14 protein-coding genes are annotated in these 15,335 nt (G+C 36.1%); 4 read left to right on the forward strand and 10 right to left on the reverse strand.

Annotated elements, in window-relative coordinates; genetic code table 11:
* Window positions 1-3: 3 nt before the first annotated feature.
* Together KBP46_RS13540 and rho are read right to left on the reverse strand one after the other, a co-directional pair.
* Window positions 4-600: a superoxide dismutase gene (locus tag KBP46_RS13540; protein ID WP_062673307.1), complete on the reverse strand. Its 597-nt coding sequence runs from the start codon at window positions 598-600 to the stop codon at window positions 4-6.
* Between the two features lie 195 nt (window positions 601-795).
* On the reverse strand, window positions 796-2,631 hold the full coding sequence (gene rho, locus KBP46_RS13545) for a transcription termination factor Rho (RefSeq protein WP_216443472.1): 1,836 nt from the start codon (window positions 2,629-2,631) through the stop codon (window positions 796-798).
* Between the two features lie 144 nt (window positions 2,632-2,775).
* On the opposite strand from rho, the gene KBP46_RS13550 reads away from it, so the two are divergent.
* The 4 genes from KBP46_RS13550 (at window position 2,776) to KBP46_RS13565 (ending at window position 6,668) form a co-directional block, all read left to right on the forward strand.
* A complete protein-coding gene (locus tag KBP46_RS13550) occupies window positions 2,776-3,165 on the forward strand; it encodes a DUF4293 family protein (RefSeq protein ID WP_216443473.1) in 390 nt (129 codons plus the stop codon).
* A 142-nt stretch (window positions 3,166-3,307) separates the two neighbouring features.
* Window positions 3,308-4,228: a M28 family peptidase gene (locus tag KBP46_RS13555; RefSeq protein WP_216443474.1), complete on the forward strand. Its 921-nt coding sequence runs from the start codon at window positions 3,308-3,310 to the stop codon at window positions 4,226-4,228.
* Window positions 4,229-4,463: 235 nt separating this feature from the next.
* Window positions 4,464-6,302 carry an ABC transporter ATP-binding protein gene (locus KBP46_RS13560; RefSeq protein ID WP_120232495.1) on the forward strand — a complete coding sequence of 613 codons (1,839 nt, stop codon included), beginning with the start codon at window positions 4,464-4,466 and terminating at the stop codon, window positions 6,300-6,302.
* 18 nt (window positions 6,303-6,320) lie between these two features.
* Complete coding sequence (locus KBP46_RS13565) at window positions 6,321-6,668, forward strand: DUF1801 domain-containing protein (RefSeq protein ID WP_062673297.1); 348 nt, start codon at window positions 6,321-6,323, stop codon at window positions 6,666-6,668.
* A 49-nt stretch (window positions 6,669-6,717) separates the two neighbouring features.
* Here KBP46_RS13565 and KBP46_RS13570 read toward each other — a convergent pair whose 3' ends face one another.
* The 8 genes from KBP46_RS13570 to ftsH all read right to left on the reverse strand — a co-directional run bounded on the left by KBP46_RS13570 (window position 6,718) and on the right by ftsH (window position 15,322).
* Window positions 6,718-8,520 carry a hypothetical protein gene (locus KBP46_RS13570; RefSeq protein ID WP_120232493.1) on the reverse strand — a complete coding sequence of 601 codons (1,803 nt, stop codon included), beginning with the start codon at window positions 8,518-8,520 and terminating at the stop codon, window positions 6,718-6,720.
* A gap of 292 nt (window positions 8,521-8,812) precedes the next feature.
* On the reverse strand, window positions 8,813-9,133 hold the full coding sequence (locus KBP46_RS13575) for a helix-turn-helix domain-containing protein (RefSeq protein WP_216443475.1): 321 nt from the start codon (window positions 9,131-9,133) through the stop codon (window positions 8,813-8,815).
* A 1-nt stretch (window position 9,134) separates the two neighbouring features.
* On the reverse strand, window positions 9,135-9,548 hold the full coding sequence (locus KBP46_RS13580) for a transposase (RefSeq protein ID WP_120232491.1): 414 nt from the start codon (window positions 9,546-9,548) through the stop codon (window positions 9,135-9,137).
* A 97-nt stretch (window positions 9,549-9,645) separates the two neighbouring features.
* Window positions 9,646-10,638, reverse strand: coding sequence for a hypothetical protein (locus tag KBP46_RS13585; protein ID WP_062673288.1), 993 nt, complete (start codon window positions 10,636-10,638; stop codon window positions 9,646-9,648).
* A gap of 387 nt (window positions 10,639-11,025) precedes the next feature.
* Window positions 11,026-11,682, reverse strand: coding sequence for a phosphatidylserine decarboxylase family protein (locus tag KBP46_RS13590; RefSeq protein ID WP_062673286.1), 657 nt, complete (start codon window positions 11,680-11,682; stop codon window positions 11,026-11,028).
* Between the two features lie 4 nt (window positions 11,683-11,686).
* Complete coding sequence (locus KBP46_RS13595; RefSeq protein WP_062673285.1) at window positions 11,687-12,559, reverse strand: phosphatidate cytidylyltransferase; 873 nt, start codon at window positions 12,557-12,559, stop codon at window positions 11,687-11,689.
* Window positions 12,560-12,583: 24 nt separating this feature from the next.
* Window positions 12,584-13,165 carry an LUD domain-containing protein gene (locus KBP46_RS13600; protein ID WP_034691583.1) on the reverse strand — a complete coding sequence of 194 codons (582 nt, stop codon included), beginning with the start codon at window positions 13,163-13,165 and terminating at the stop codon, window positions 12,584-12,586.
* A gap of 135 nt (window positions 13,166-13,300) precedes the next feature.
* Window positions 13,301-15,322 carry an ATP-dependent zinc metalloprotease FtsH gene (gene ftsH, locus KBP46_RS13605; protein ID WP_216443476.1) on the reverse strand — a complete coding sequence of 674 codons (2,022 nt, stop codon included), beginning with the start codon at window positions 15,320-15,322 and terminating at the stop codon, window positions 13,301-13,303.
* Window positions 15,323-15,335: the final 13 nt, after the last annotated feature.

A 15,335-nucleotide genomic window follows, 5' to 3' on the forward strand; every position in this document is an offset into this window, starting at 1 on the left:
AAATTATTTATTGAATAATTCTTCTACTTTATCCCAGTTTACTACATCAAAGAATGCAGAAACATAGTCAGGTCTTCTGTTTTGGTAGTTTAAATAATAAGCATGCTCCCAAACGTCTAATCCCAAAACAGGAGTTCCTTTAACGTCTGCTACAGGCATTAATGGGTTGTCCTGGTTGGGTGTAGAAGAAACAGATACAGAACCGTCAGCATTTTTAACTAACCAAGCCCATCCTGAACCGAATCTTGTTTTAGCAGCCTCAGAAAAATCAGTTTTGAATTTATCAAGACCTCCGTAATTTTCGATAGCTGCCTTTACATTTCCTACAGGCTCTTTGCTTCCTCCAGGAGTTAAAATTTCCCAGAATAGAGTGTGGTTGAAGTGACCTCCTCCGTTATTTCTTACTGCTGGCTTGTCAGTTCCTGTCTGGCAGATTTCTTCAATAGTTTTTCCTGCTAATTCAGTTCCTTCAATTGCTTTATTTAAATTGTCAATATATGCCTGGTGGTGTTTTGTATGGTGGATTTCCATAGTTCTTGCATCGATCGTTGGCTCTAATGCATCATATGCATATCCTAGTTTTGGTAATTCAAATGACATAATCTTTATTTTTAATGTTATACTTCAAAATTAGCCAATATTTAAGGTATTATCAAGGATTGTGGATTACTTTAATAAATCTTTAACATTGATATATTGATTTAGAATGAATTAAGTTTTAATTTTTTTATCATATTAATAAAAAGCACGAACCCCAATGATCCGTGCTTTCTATTTAACAATATTAAATTAAATTTATTTATTCATAGACATCAGGAATTCCTCATTATTCAGAGTTCCTTTGATGTTTTTATTAACAAATTCCATAGCTTCTACAGGATTCATTTCAGAAAGATATTTTCTGAAGATCCACATTCTCTGAGAAGTTACTTCATCCAGAAGCAGATCATCTCTACGGGTACTGGAAGAAATAAGATCAATAGCAGGATAAATTCTTCTGTTGGCAATTTTTCTGTCCAGCTGAAGTTCCATGTTACCCGTACCTTTGAATTCTTCAAAGATAACTTCATCCATTTTAGATCCTGTATCAATTAATGCAGTCGCAATGATTGTCAGAGATCCTCCTCCTTCAATTTTTCTTGCCGCACCGAAGAATCTTTTTGGCTTGTGAAGAGCATTGGCATCTACTCCACCGGAAAGTACTTTACCAGATGCAGGCGTTACGGTGTTGTAAGCTCTTGCTAATCTTGTAATAGAATCCAGTAAGATCACTACATCATGTCCGCATTCTACCATTCTTTGTGCTTTTGCAAGAACAAGGTTGGCTACTTTCACATGTTTTTCTGCTGCTTCATCAAATGTAGAGGCAATTACTTCTGCATTTACGCTTCTTTCCATATCAGTAACCTCTTCCGGACGTTCATCAATCAGAAGAACCATCATATATACTTCCGGGTGATTGGCTGCAATAGAATTAGCAATATCTTTCAGTAACATCGTCTTACCTGTTTTAGGCTGTGCAACGATCATTGCTCTCTGACCTTTTCCAATAGGTGCAAATAAATCTACAATTCTGGTAGAAATGGTAGAATTGCTTCCTGCCAAATTGAATTTTTCTTCCGGGAAAAGCGGAGTAAGATATTCAAAAGCTACACGGTCTTTGATGAATGCAAGATCACGTCCGTTTACTTCTGTAGGTTTTAATAATGAAAAGTATTTCTCTCCTTCTTTTGGAAGTCTTACAATTCCTTTCACTGTATCTCCGGTTTTTAGCCCATAATTCCTGATCTGTGCTGTAGATACATACACATCATCCGGAGAAGAGATATAGCTGAAATCTGAGGAACGTAAAAATCCGTAGTTATCAGGTAAGATTTCCAAAACACCTTCAATACTTACCAATCCATCGAAATTGAATTCTTTTTTATGCTCGTTCTGCTCCTCTGCCTTTTCAGAATGTCTGTTTTGATTCTGATTTTGGTTTTGATGCTGCTGATGCTGATGTTGTTGGTTTTGATTTTTATGTTGGTTTCCACTGTTCTGTGGATGGTTGTGTCCTTTTTGGGGTCTGTTTGCCTGTGGTTGTTGAGGATTAGTAGGCTTTTCTTCGGCCTGAACAGGCTCTTGAGGTTCTGTGTTTTTTGGAGTTTCAGTTCTTTCCTGAGATACTTCTACATTTCCTGAATTGGTAGAAACTCTTTTTCTTTTCTTTTTTGCCTGAGCAGTTGCTGCTGATTCTTCTGTTACTGTTGCTACAGTGGTTTCAGCTTTTGGTTCTTCCGGTTTTATGTCTTCAGAAGCAGCTACCTTTTCTTCTACTATTTCCTCTGTTTTAGTTTCTACCGGAGCTTTTGCTGGTGCTTTTGGCTTGGCTGCTGTTTTTTTCGGGGCAGCTTTTTTTGCCGGGGCTTTGGCAGGTTTTTCTGCTGGAGCCTCTTCAGTATTTACACTGGCGGTTTCTGTGGCGTTGAAATAATCTTTTGCAACTTTAGGGTTAGAAGCCTGAAAGTCAAGAATAGCAAAGATCTTGTCATTTTCATTGCTGGTTCTTGCAACTTTAACGCCCAAATCTTTTAAGATTTTAGTCAGTTCCGTTACGGATTTTGACCTTAACGTTTCTATGTTAAACATATTTAATGTAAAAATGTAATTAATTGTGAGTAAGAAAAGTAAGTCCGGTGACTTTTGTTTTCAAGTACATTGTATAATGCAAATCTACACTTATTTTTGAATTGTGCAAAATTTATATTATTTTTGCCAAGAATTTAATATTCAATGCTACAGAGAATACAAACCATATGGACTTTATTAGCAGTTTTAGCTGCTGTTTTCCTTTTTATAACAGGACAGGATGTTGTCATTTCAGACAGTATTCCTTTACTTAATATAAGCTGTATAGTACTTGTTATTATTGGAGCATTAAGTATTTTCAGTTTCAAAAACAGAAAAAGACAAATTTTGCTGAATACCATCAGCATCATTATAAACGCTTTGTTGATTGGTGTATTGGCGTACTGGTTACTAAACTTATCCGGAGGAATTCAGATTCCTGAGAAGGGTATTGAGCCGATTTTCCCATTGATTGCGGTAATCTGTCTGCTTATAGCAAACATTTACATCCGTAAAGATGAGAGGCTCGTAAAATCTGTAGACAGACTTCGATAGCCTTACAACGATTTTTTGAGTGAGAACAGCTTCTTTTTAGGAGCTGTTTTTTTTTGTTATCCATTCTTAAATTAATTTATGTAAATTCATTGCAACTTTTTGATTAAAAACACGACAGATCATATAATTTTAACAAAAGACAATGAAAAAGCTAACGTATCTTATTTTATCCCTGTTCTCAATATTTTCCTTTGCACAGGAAGTTTCCAAAGAAAGAGTAAAAACAGTTCTTTCCACTCTCGCTTCAGATGAAATGAAAGGCCGTGAAATCGGAACTCAGGAAAATGAAAATGCAGCTAATTATATCGCGAAACTTTTCAAAGAAAATAATCTGGAATACTGTACCGGAAAATCGTATCTGGTGCCTTTTGACTACAATGGAAAGACTGTATACAATGTTTGCGGAATCAAAAAAGGAAAGTCAGATCAGTATCTGGGTTTTTCAGGGCATTTTGATCATATCGGAACCAGTGATAAAAGTGGAGACAATATTTATAACGGAGCAGATGATGACGCCAGTGGAATCACTACTCTGGTGGGTATTGCTGATTATTTTAAAAATAAAAAACCGGAATTCTCTATGGTGTTCATGGCATTCAATGGAGAAGAAAAAGGAATGCTGGGTTCAAGAGCGATTTCAACAGATAAAAATCTGGATCACATTTATAATAAAATGACTGCTCTTTTCAATTTTGAAATGGTTGCTACAGAATCTCAATGGGGAAAAAATGCATTATATATGACAGGTGACGGATTCTCAGATCTTGATGAGCTTTTCAATCAGAATGCAGTAAACGGATTAAAAATCAATGCTGATCCCTATGCAAAACAGCAGCTATTCTACCGTTCAGACAATGTAAGCTTTGTCAAAAAGAAAATCATTGCCCATTCATTTTCTACTGTTGATATGACCAAAGCGTCTCATTATCACCATGAAAATGATGACATCAACGTTGTAGATTTTGATAATATGACTCAGATCATCAATAATTTGGGAAAAACACTTGACAAACTGAGTCCTAAAAATTTTGCTCCGAAGTACAATGATCAGGTGAAATTTTAAGTAAAATCATTATAAAAAACTGCTCTTTCAGCAGTTTTTTTTATTATACAGCAAGACCTTACGATCTCCTGTTCTTAAGCCAAGTTCAGGCTTATTTACGCAAAAAAATAATGCTTAATAGTGCTGAGTTGTAACAAAAAGACACTTTTTGAAACTTATCCAGTAAAGTAAAACAGGATTATGAACGTCTTATCTTTTAATTTTACGTAATTTTGCTATCCAATTTTTTCATTGAATGAACCAATATATTAAAATACTAAAGTTCGCAAGACCCCACCAAAAATACATCTACGGAAGTTTGTTTTTCAATCTTATGTATTCTGTATTTCAGATTGCTTCCTTAGGGACTATTCTACCTGTTTTGGGAATGCTTTTCGGAACCATTGAGGCTAAAAAATACAGCCATCCACCTGTGTATTCGGGAGAAATTTTAGATTTTTTCTCCTACGCAAAAGAATATGCCAATTACTATGTTCAGAGTTTAGTAACCCAGTATGGAGCACTTAACGTTTTGGCGTGGCTTTGTGTGGTAACAGCGTTTATGTTTTTACTGAGAAACCTTTTCAGATATTTAGGTTCATTTTTATTGATCAATTACCGTGTAGGGGTTACTAAAGACCTTCGTGGAGCAATGTACAGAAAGATTCTTGCTTTACCTGTTTCCTTTTTTACAGAAAGCAGAAAGGGAGATCTGATGTCTCGTATGTCCAATGATGTGGGTGAAGTTGAAGGGAATATTTTAGGAAGTTTAGTTGAATTAATCAATGCACCTTTCATGCTGATCAGTACACTGGTAACGCTTTTCTTTTTAAGTACAGAGATGACGCTTTTTTCTCTTTTAGTATTGCCTGTCATGGGAACCATGATTGCTTTAATAGGAAAAAGTCTGAAAAAAGATTCTCATCAGGCTCAAAATGAGATGGGGAATATTTTCTCAATCGTAGATGAAACACTAAAATCTACAAAGGTAATTAAGATTTTCAGCGCAGAAAAAATAATGGACAACCGTTTTATGCAGTCTATGCAGAAATGGATCAACAGCTCCATAAATTTAGGAAGAAAAAAAGAACTGGCCTCTCCTATGAGCGAATTTTTAGGATCAGTGACGTTCTTGATTATCGCCTGGTACGGTGGAAAGCAAATCATTGTAGAACAAAGTATTTCACCTGCAGATTTTTTGGTTTTCCTGGGTATTTTCTTCCAGATTTTACCTCCTGTGAAAAGTTTATCTCAATCTATTTCGAATGTTCAGAAGGGTGAAGCTTCTCTTGAAAGAGTTTTAGCTATTCTTGATGCTGATGTGAAAATTGACGAAGTACCCAATCCTGTTTCTATCTCAACATTAAAGCATTCTATCGAATTTAATAATATTGGTTTTTATTACGATAAAGATCATACGATTCTTAAAAACTTCTCCCTTTCTATTCCAAAAGGAAAAACTGTTGCTCTTGTTGGGCAAAGTGGAAGTGGTAAAACAACTATTGCTAATCTTTTAGCAAGATTTTATGATGTTTCGGAAGGAGAAATTCTGATTGACGGAACAGATATCAAACATTTAAAGCTACAAGAATACCGTAAGCTATTGGGAATGGTAACCCAGGAATCTGTATTATTCAATGATTCCGTTTACAATAATATTCTGATGGGTAAACCTGATGCCACCAGAGAAGAAGTGATTGCAGCCGCTAAAATTGCCAATGCTGATGCATTTATCAACACACTTCCTGAAGGATATGATTCCAATATCGGGGATGACGGAGGTAAACTTTCCGGTGGTCAGAAACAAAGGGTTTCTATTGCCAGAGCAGTATTGAAAAACCCACCTATCATGATTCTGGATGAAGCTACCTCTGCACTGGATACGGAATCTGAAAGATTCGTACAGGATGCTCTGGAGAAAATGATGGAAAACAGAACTTCTTTAGTCATTGCCCACCGTCTTTCCACCATTCAGAAAGCAGATTGGATTGTAGTGATGGAAAAAGGTGATATCGTGGAACAGGGAACCCACCACGACCTGATTGCAAAAAGAGGAATGTATCACAAACTTGTTGAACTTCAAAACTTCGACTAATCTTTTAATTGAATTAAAATGAACCCTATACAAGAGTATTTCTACAGAATCGAAGAGCCTGAAAGAAGTACTCTTTTATTTTTACGTGACACGATCTTAGCTTCAGATCCGGAAAACATTACAGAAACATTTAGTTTCGGTCTTCCGTTTATCAAATACAAAAAGAAAATGCTGTGCTATTTCTACTACAGCAAAAAATACAAAAAGCACTACCTGAGCTTTTATCATGGTGACAGACTTGATTATCCAGAACTGATCCAGGACGGCAGAAAGAAGTTTAAAATCCTTCTTATTGATACGGAAGACGATATTCCCGTAGAATTCATATTAAACCTTGTACAGGAAGTTAAAAGACATATAAAATAAAAACTCCGGCACGAATAATCGTGCCGGAGTCATCTTTAAAAACCTTTTATCATTGTGTGTTTATTCCGTTAAATTCCGCCTGCTTTATTGCCCAGGCAATCATATTGGCAAAAAGGATTGAATTCTGAACCTGCATTCCTCCAGTTGTATATCCGTTTCCAGCATAGCCATAAGAAGACTTCTGAACTGGGAAATATCCTCCTGTACTTGGTGCTACAAAAGGTTCTATTGTATTACTCGGATATTGATTTCCATTGGCATTTTCATTACTTAGAAAGCCGCCATCCCCAAACCATACAAAGTTTAAACTTGTATTTCTTAATCCTGAAATTCCTGTTCTGGCAGTTGTGCTGTTGATAGGCTGCGCATAACTGTATGGAACAAATCCACTTGTCAGGCCTGAAATATTTACTGTGGTAGAAGCATCTTCACCCCAGTTTTTCCCTCTTACATCTCCAAAAGGCCCGTTAAGGATAGGATCATCATTATTGGTAAGAGCATACACAGATCCAGCACCGCCTCCATAAGATGCTGAAATGGTAGGATCAGAGAATATTCCTCTGAATAGATTCTGTGCTGTGCCCGTATCATCCGTCATCGCAATGACAACTCCTCTTTTATTAAGATAAGAAGCAATATAACCTGCATCTGTAGCATTAGGTGTGTAGTTGTAGCCAATGACAACAATATCCGGCTTATTGTTAAGCGCTGTCTGAAGGGCAGTTGATGAAGGGGAATTTCCCAAAGAAGTATGGGTAAAACCTTCATATTTAACAATACTGGAAGCAGCAGTACCAAAATTTGTGGGAGAATCCATCAGACTTCTTGAGGGACCGGTATAGGCGCTATAACCGTACGCTGTTTCTAATCCGATATGGAGAACTGTTTTTTTAGGAATTACAACCACTACATTTACAGAACATGTTGTAGATACTCCCCCCTGACTGTCAGAAGTAATTGTAATTGTTTTCACCGATGTGGAGGTTGGCGTTCCTGTTCCTCCTAACGTAATATTCTGATTTCCTGTAGACGTAAATGTACCTGAACCACTGAAGGAAATTCCGTCAACGGTATTGGTAGTAATCGTGTAACTTCCCAACGCTGAAACATTCACAGGTAAGGTAATTGTATTCGAAGCTGTTAGGGCTGTCCCCACTTTGTATACTCCATTTACTGTTGCAGTACCACAGCTCATGGTATATGTACCTGCAGGACTTAGCACCGTAATAGAAATAGCTGGAGTACAAGTTACTTCAGTTCCGTTGGCTTCAAGAACTACATTATCCGTCTGAATATTCTGGGGAGTTCCCTGTCCCGGAATCTGTATGGTTTGTGTTCCGGCATTTAAAAATACACCTGTTCCATAAAAATTGTATCCGTTTGTGGTAGTTCCTGAAATGGTATAATTACCCGGTTTGGTTACATTCACGGCAATGCTTAGATAATTTGAGTTGGTAAGCTCTTTTCCTTTTACATAGCTACCCATGGCTTTGGACGTGGAGCAATCTATGGTAAAAACAGCTTTTCCCATCTGTCCGCAGACACTTTTCCATTCGTTATCCGCACGGCTCCAGTAATTGAAACAGTCTTCTGTGGTGTTGTAAATCGTCAGACCATCATCATTGGATTGATTGATTACAATTGCATTTCGCTGTGCTTCAGTTAAACGAGGAATAAGGACTCCTTTGTTATTATTTCCTGAAACAACATCCAAAACGGAATTAGCGTTCGGGGTTGTAGTATTAATCCCTACTGCACCATTATTGGTTTGAGAAAAAGATTTTCCAAAAACAAAGAGCATTGCGATGAACAAGGCTTTGATTGAAGGCATTGTAAATTTTGTTTCCATCATTGTAATAAGTTATAGTTGTTTGATAATTAAAATTTTAACCTGAACATTTAACTTCCACAAAATTATCAAGCACAGACGATTACAAATTAATTCCCGCTACGCAATACTACTCACGCGTAGTAAAACTCACAAATGCCAATAACTTATCATCACATTCAATACAAATAAAAAGTTGAGTTATAAAAAACTCAACCATAAATTTAAAAACAAATTCAAAACAGCATAAAATCAATTCTTTCTAATGTAATAGAAAAAAAATAAAACAATTAGATTAAACAGAATACAATACTTTTTATAATTTAAAAATGGTTTTCCATCTGGCAATTGTATTTCGGCTTATCTTAAAATGATGACTCACCTGAAGATTAGTCAGTCCATTTCTTTTTTGGTAAGTGAGAATCCTAAGAATAGATTCCTGATCATAAGACCGAAGCTTCTGATTATTAAGGCTAACCGTATATTCAGCCTCGCCAAAAATCAGCTGGTTAAATTTCAGAATATCAAAAGCTGAATGCAATGAATTCAGCTTGAGCCTGATGGTGGCATCTGATAATTTTTCGGGAAATTTTTCTTCAAGAATGTCGGTATAAATCTGCTTATAATCTGGTATCATATTATATCTTTTTCATCCATTTAAATAAAGTGGTTCTGGGTATTTTATACCTTTCAACCACATCATTGGCCGTCATTTTTCCTGTATTTATTCTTTCCAGCACAAAATCCTTCACTTCCTGTGTATAGATACTCTTTCTGAAAACCATGGTTTCTCCTTTATGCCGGAATGTATTATCAACTCTTGAACCTGGCGAGTATAAAATCAGATGTCCTGTATAGAACCTAAAAAAATCGAATTTTAAAAGCTTACACCATTTCAGAAGAACATCGGTATCCATACTTTTGGCATGATACATCCTCTCTACTTCGTCTTCCGGCCTGTTTAAAAACCTGGAAATTCTTTCTATTGGAATCTGACACTCTTCCACTTTTGTCTGGATAAGGTTTCCAATATGAATGTTCTTAATATTCATCACAATGCTTTTAAGTAAAAATATTGATAAGAAAATAAAAAAACACCATCGGAAGCTACTCAACACTACGTACGAGTAATAAAAATCAGAATTCTGTTTAAATTTTTATAAGAAAGCTATTGATATTAATCTCCGAGGAAATATTTAATTTTTTCCGGATTCTGTACTTTTTACTTTCCACAGCCCGAATACTGTTTTTGGTGCACTGTGCAATTTTTTTTGTATCAAAATCCAGCTTCATCAATGCACAGAAATAGAGTTCAGAATGGATGAGATTAGGATTTATTCTTAAAATTTCAGGAATAAAATGAGGAAAAAACACCTGAAATTTTTCAAAGAACATTGGTGAATTATTTTCTGCCAGGCTTAAAATCTCCTGGACATTTTCTTCTGAAAGATGATTGATGAGCATCTGATGCTTCATCAGTTCTGTATTCGTTTTTACAAGATCCTTAATGGTAGAGTCTTTTTCTTTTTTATCGGAAATCAGTCCATGAATCAATGCATCTTTCTGAGTGATAAAAACAATATCCATGAAAAAATAGGCGATAGAAAACAAGATATTTAACAATTTTAAGGTTTTAAAATCATCTTTTTCTAAAAATCTACTTCTGGGAAGAAAATTAAAATCATAGTAAAGGCATGCAATAAAGTTAATGCTGATAATGAGAGTAATAAAAATGATACAAAACGGATCCTTCTTATAATTGAGAAAAAATGGAACTGCAAATAAAAGGCAAAAATAGAAATATTCTACACCGCCACTCTTATAGGTATAAATATAAAAAAAACTTACTATAAAAGTCAGTAAAACAAAAACAAGGATAATAAAAGGCTTCAAAATCTTTTTAAATCTTCTTGTTTTACCTTTTATAGCCATCAGAAGCAGCCAGAAAAAAGTAATAGAAGTAAGGAATATTGAAATCAGCATGTCTCCAAAAAAAGCAATGATAAAAACAGAATAAAACAAGAATATGAAAAACAATGAAAACAGATACCTGTTAATAATATTCAGATAATTACGGTCAGCATTAGCTTCCATTTTGTCTGACTCGCCATTAAGCATTTTAAATAAAAAATTATAAATCATCTTATTGTTGTTTTATAAAGAACAAATAGGGATTCGAACAAAGCTAGAAAAAAATCCTCTATATTCTTAATCAAATAAAATACAAAGTGCCTTTTAGTAATTTCCTGTTAAAAAAATTAAGTGATTTTCTTTATACAATTTACTAAAATTCCAATATTGAAATATTGAAACTAAGCAAAATCATATGACAAAAACATTAACAGTTATCAACTTACCTAATTAATGTGTCTTATTTTTAAGCCGGCAAAATTATTGTTCTCTATAAAAGAAAACCTATATATCAATACGCAATACTACTCTTGAGTAGCTAAACTCACCTATCAGTAGTACCCATCAAATGAAAAAGAGGACCCAATGGCCCTCTTATATATTTATATTGTAATAATTTTAATTTTCTTTCAGTTTGGCGATAACATCCTCACCTCCTTTTGTAATATCTCCGATCTTACAGATAATCTCTGTGTCTAAAGGCAGGAATACATCCATTCTGGAACCGAATTTAATAAATCCGAATTCATGCCCGGCCTTTGCTTTATCCCCTTCATTACAATAGAAAACGATTCTTCTCGCAACATATCCGGCAATCTGTCTGAAGACTACTTTATGATTAGTCATCGTCTGAATAGCTACCGTAGTTCTTTCGTTTTCTGTAGAAGACTTTTCATGCCATGCTACCAGATATTTTCCCGGGTGATATTTTTTGTAAATCACTTCTCCTGACACCGGGTATCTGCAGATATGAACATTGAGTGGAGACATAAAAATAGAAACCTGGATGGCTTTTCCTTTTATAAATTCATCCTCTTCCACTTCTTTGATCATTACCACTTTTCCGTCAACCGGAGCAATAACATTTTCTTTGTGATCAAGAATATTACGATCCGGAACTCTGAAGAACCAGAAAACTAAACCGTAAATAACCAACAAAGGCATAATGATCACCAGTGACCATATTTCAAGGAAATAAATTGCTAAAGCACCCAGAATAATAAAAAGCAGGGTTGCAACGGTAATCGTTCCTTTTGATTCTCTATGTAATTTCATGAGATTAAATAAATTTTTCTAAAATAAAGTACAAATATACGACAGGAACGCAGATAATAAAACTATCCAGTCTGTCTAAAACTCCTCCATGCCCGGGAATGATGTTTCCACTGTCCTTTACACCGAAGTTTCTCTTCAATTGACTCTCCACCAGATCTCCTAAAGGAGCAAAGGCAGCAATCAAAAATCCTACAACCATCCAGTTGCCTCTCAGCTCAGGCTGATAGTGTTCAATAAAGTAGGATAAAACCAATGTTAAAACAACACCTCCGGCATATCCTTCCCAAGTTTTTTTAGGGGATATTTTAGGGGCCATTTTATGTTTACCGAAGAATTTTCCTACCAGATACGCAAAGGTATCGCTGCTCCAGATCAGAATAAACAGGAACAGAACCTCCAGAGAGAAACTGTCACTATAACTGGAGAATTTGGGTAACCCCAATGCAAAACTGAAGGGCAGGGCTACGTAGATTACGGTAAAAATAAGTTTTCCGCTGTCGAAGTAGAGTTCGTTGGGATATTTGAATAATGTAACCACAGCAATCCCAATAAGTACCAGTGCCAGTATTTCACTAAGCCTGAAATCAAAAAAGAAATCGTGATTAAAATATCTTTTGGAGAACATATAGAATATAAAAATGACCAATGGATATACCACCCATTTTTCATAGCCGTTTCCAAACTTCATGATTTTGACACATTCCCAGGTTCCTACAACCAGCAGCAAACTCATTAATCCATGATAGAGATACTGTTGCTTGATAAGACCAGGTGCAATATTGTTCAGCAGCTGTGCTCCCAGCGGAGTAGAACAAAGAATAATGATAGCTACATAAACGATACCTGACAGGGTTCTTTGAATGAGATTTTTGTCCAAAATTTAAAATTTAGAAGTGGTTGCTTAATCTTCAAGCAGCAATAAAAACAGTTTTGTATTGGAATTGGAAGAACTGTCCATTTTCGATTGGCTTCCGCTTATGGAAGTAAGGTTCTTGATATTTCCGTTTCTTTTTATTTTCCCCATAGCGTCATTCAGGTTGTTTACAATCTGAGAAACATTGGCAATAATGATAATTCTATCGGGAAGCCTTGAAGAATGGTAGTGAAGAATATTATTATGTGAAAGCATGATTCTGCCGTCATAAGCAATCAGATATTCACAGGTGATGAATGCGGCGTCATTAGACGGCTGTAATTCTGAAGTATACGAAGACTTCACAACGTTCAAAAAATTCTGAAGTTCTTTATCCCAACAAAAAAGATTATGTATCCCTTCTATTTTGATAATTTGATTTAAAGTTTGTAGAGCCTCCGCTTCATCTGCACAATAATTAAAAAATCCCCCTGAATGCGTAAATAATTGCGCAAACTTATAGTCAAGATCCGCATTTTTCAGCGAATCCCCAAGCTTCTCCAGGCTCTGTTTGTCCTCTTCTTCAGGCTGGTTGGTAAGTTTGCTTACAATCCTCTTGAATAAATTCAACTTAATCTATTTTTAGTCAACTTTATACAAAAATAGAAAATTAATTACAATAGTATCCAAAATATCTCCTTAAATATGAAAAAACCTGACAACTTGAAGTCGTCAGGTTTTTATGAATTCTATTTTTTAAGAGTCTTAAAGCTGTGTTGGGCTTTCTGGAGCCTGTATTTCGCTTTCTTCTTCTTTTTCTTTGATCTGAGGTTTTTCCACTACTACCGGCTGCTCTTTTTCAGGAATAGTATTGGTTACAGGTTTCTCTGTCAATTCAGGATCCCATGCTCTTTTTCCGAATATTTCTTCTAAGTCTTCACGGAAGATCACTTCTTTTTCCAACAGTTTGCTGGCTAAAGCATCAAGCTTGTCTTTATTATCAGCAAGAATTCTTACTGCTCTCTCGTATTGGTTTTCGATGATGGATTTGATCTCTGCATCAATCTTAGTAGCTGTTTCTTCAGAATATGGTTTTCCGAAATTATACTCAGACTGGCCTGAACTGTCATAGTAAGAAATATTACCGATATTCGGGCTTAATCCGTAGATCGTTACCATAGCCTGAGCTCTCTTCGTTACTGTTTCCAGGTCAGAAAGTGCTCCTGTAGAAATGTTATTGAAAATAACCTGCTCTGCTGCTCTACCTCCTAATGTTGCACACATTTCATCCAACATCTGTTCAGTTGTGGTAAGCTGTCTTTCTTCAGGAAGGTACCATGCTGCTCCTAGTGAACGTCCTCTGGGAACGATCGTCACCTTTAAAAGTGGAGATGCGTGTTCTACCAACCATGATATCGTAGCGTGACCTGCTTCGTGGTAAGCCACTCTTCTTTTTTCAGAAGGTTTGATTGCTTTATTTTTCTTTTCAAGACCACCGATGATTCTGTCTACAGCATCAAGGAAATCCTGTTTTGTTACGGAAGTATGGTTATTTCTTGCTGCGATAAGCGCCGCTTCGTTACAAACGTTGGCAATATCCGCTCCACTGAATCCTGGAGTCTGTTTTGCAAGAAATTCTCTGTCTACATTATCATCAAGTTTGATCTTTTTCAAGTGAACATCAAAGATCTGTCTTCTTTCATGAAGCTCCGGAAGGTCTACATAGATAGATCGGTCAAAACGTCCGGCTCTCATCAAAGCTTTATCAAGGATATCCGCTCTGTTGGTTGCTGCCATTACGATAACGTTAGTGTCTGTTCCGAAACCATCCATTTCAGTAAGAAGCTGGTTCAAGGTATTTTCTCTTTCGTCGTTTCCGCCGGAGAAATTATTTTTTCCTCTTGCACGTCCGATAGCATCAATCTCATCAATGAAGATAATGGCCGGAGATTTTGCTTTTGCCTGAGCAAAAAGGTCTCTTACTCTGGAAGCTCCTACCCCAACAAACATTTCAACGAAATCAGAACCTGAAAGTGAGAAAAACGGAACTTTAGCTTCCCCTGCAACAGCTTTCGCCAATAGGGTTTTACCAGTTCCCGGAGGCCCTACTAAAAGAACTCCTTTAGGAATTTTACCTCCCAGTTTTGTATATTTCTCGGAGTTTTTCAAGAAGTCTACTACTTCCTGAACTTCTTCTTTAGCACCTTCCAATCCTGCAACATCCTTGAATGTTACCTGAATTCTTTCTTTTTCGTCGAAAAGCTTCGCTTTAGATTTTCCGATAGAGAAAATTTGTCCACCAGGACCTCCGCCACCGCCCATCTTTCTGAAAAGAAGGAAGTAGAATAATCCTAAAATTGAAATCCAAACCAGCGCAGGGATTAAGATATCCATTAATGCGCTCTTCCCTGTACCGTAATCTTTGGTTGTTTTAATAACCGGATTGCTGGCTTTGACCTGTTCAAATTTCTGAAGGAAAAGTTGAAGATCTCCGTATTTCACAGAAAAATCTGCTTTTGGAGCCATTTCGAAGGCAGAAAGAGGGTTGTTTTCTTTTCCGGCTTTGGAAACCATTGCCGATTTTGCTTCTTTTGTTAGGAAAACATCAGCTTTCTCTATGTCTTTGTATATAATTATATTCTGGACTTTGCCCGCCTGCATTTCTCTAAAGAAACCATCTTCATCAATAGATTTTGCTGCATCACCTCCAAGGAAGTTGGAGCCAAAGAATAGCAAAAGAGCTACGATTGCAATAGGAAAGAACCAGTTGAATCCTTTATTATTCATTTAGACTTTTTAA

The organism is Chryseobacterium sp. PCH239 (genome assembly GCF_018924625.1).
GTDB lineage: Bacteria > Bacteroidota > Bacteroidia > Flavobacteriales > Weeksellaceae > Chryseobacterium > Chryseobacterium cucumeris.

Bases quoted from the DNA above. Each gene is read 5' to 3' on its own strand.
- KBP46_RS13540 (WP_062673307.1), bottom strand. From the start codon at position 600: ATGTCATTTGAATTACCAAAACTAGGATATGCATATGATGCATTAGAG.
- rho (WP_216443472.1), bottom strand. From the start codon at position 2,631: ATGTTTAACATAGAAACGTTAAGGTCAAAATCCGTAACGGAACTGACT.
- KBP46_RS13550 (WP_216443473.1), top strand. From the start codon at position 2,776: ATGCTACAGAGAATACAAACCATATGGACTTTATTAGCAGTTTTAGCT.
- KBP46_RS13555 (WP_216443474.1), top strand. From the start codon at position 3,308: ATGAAAAAGCTAACGTATCTTATTTTATCCCTGTTCTCAATATTTTCC.
- KBP46_RS13560 (WP_120232495.1), top strand. From the start codon at position 4,464: ATGAACCAATATATTAAAATACTAAAGTTCGCAAGACCCCACCAAAAA.
- KBP46_RS13565 (WP_062673297.1), top strand. From the start codon at position 6,321: ATGAACCCTATACAAGAGTATTTCTACAGAATCGAAGAGCCTGAAAGA.
- KBP46_RS13570 (WP_120232493.1), bottom strand. From the start codon at position 8,520: ATGATGGAAACAAAATTTACAATGCCTTCAATCAAAGCCTTGTTCATC.
- KBP46_RS13575 (WP_216443475.1), bottom strand. From the start codon at position 9,133: ATGATACCAGATTATAAGCAGATTTATACCGACATTCTTGAAGAAAAA.
- KBP46_RS13580 (WP_120232491.1), bottom strand. From the start codon at position 9,548: ATGAATATTAAGAACATTCATATTGGAAACCTTATCCAGACAAAAGTG.
- KBP46_RS13585 (WP_062673288.1), bottom strand. From the start codon at position 10,638: ATGATTTATAATTTTTTATTTAAAATGCTTAATGGCGAGTCAGACAAA.
- KBP46_RS13590 (WP_062673286.1), bottom strand. From the start codon at position 11,682: ATGAAATTACATAGAGAATCAAAAGGAACGATTACCGTTGCAACCCTG.
- ftsH (WP_216443476.1), bottom strand. From the start codon at position 15,322: ATGAATAATAAAGGATTCAACTGGTTCTTTCCTATTGCAATCGTAGCT.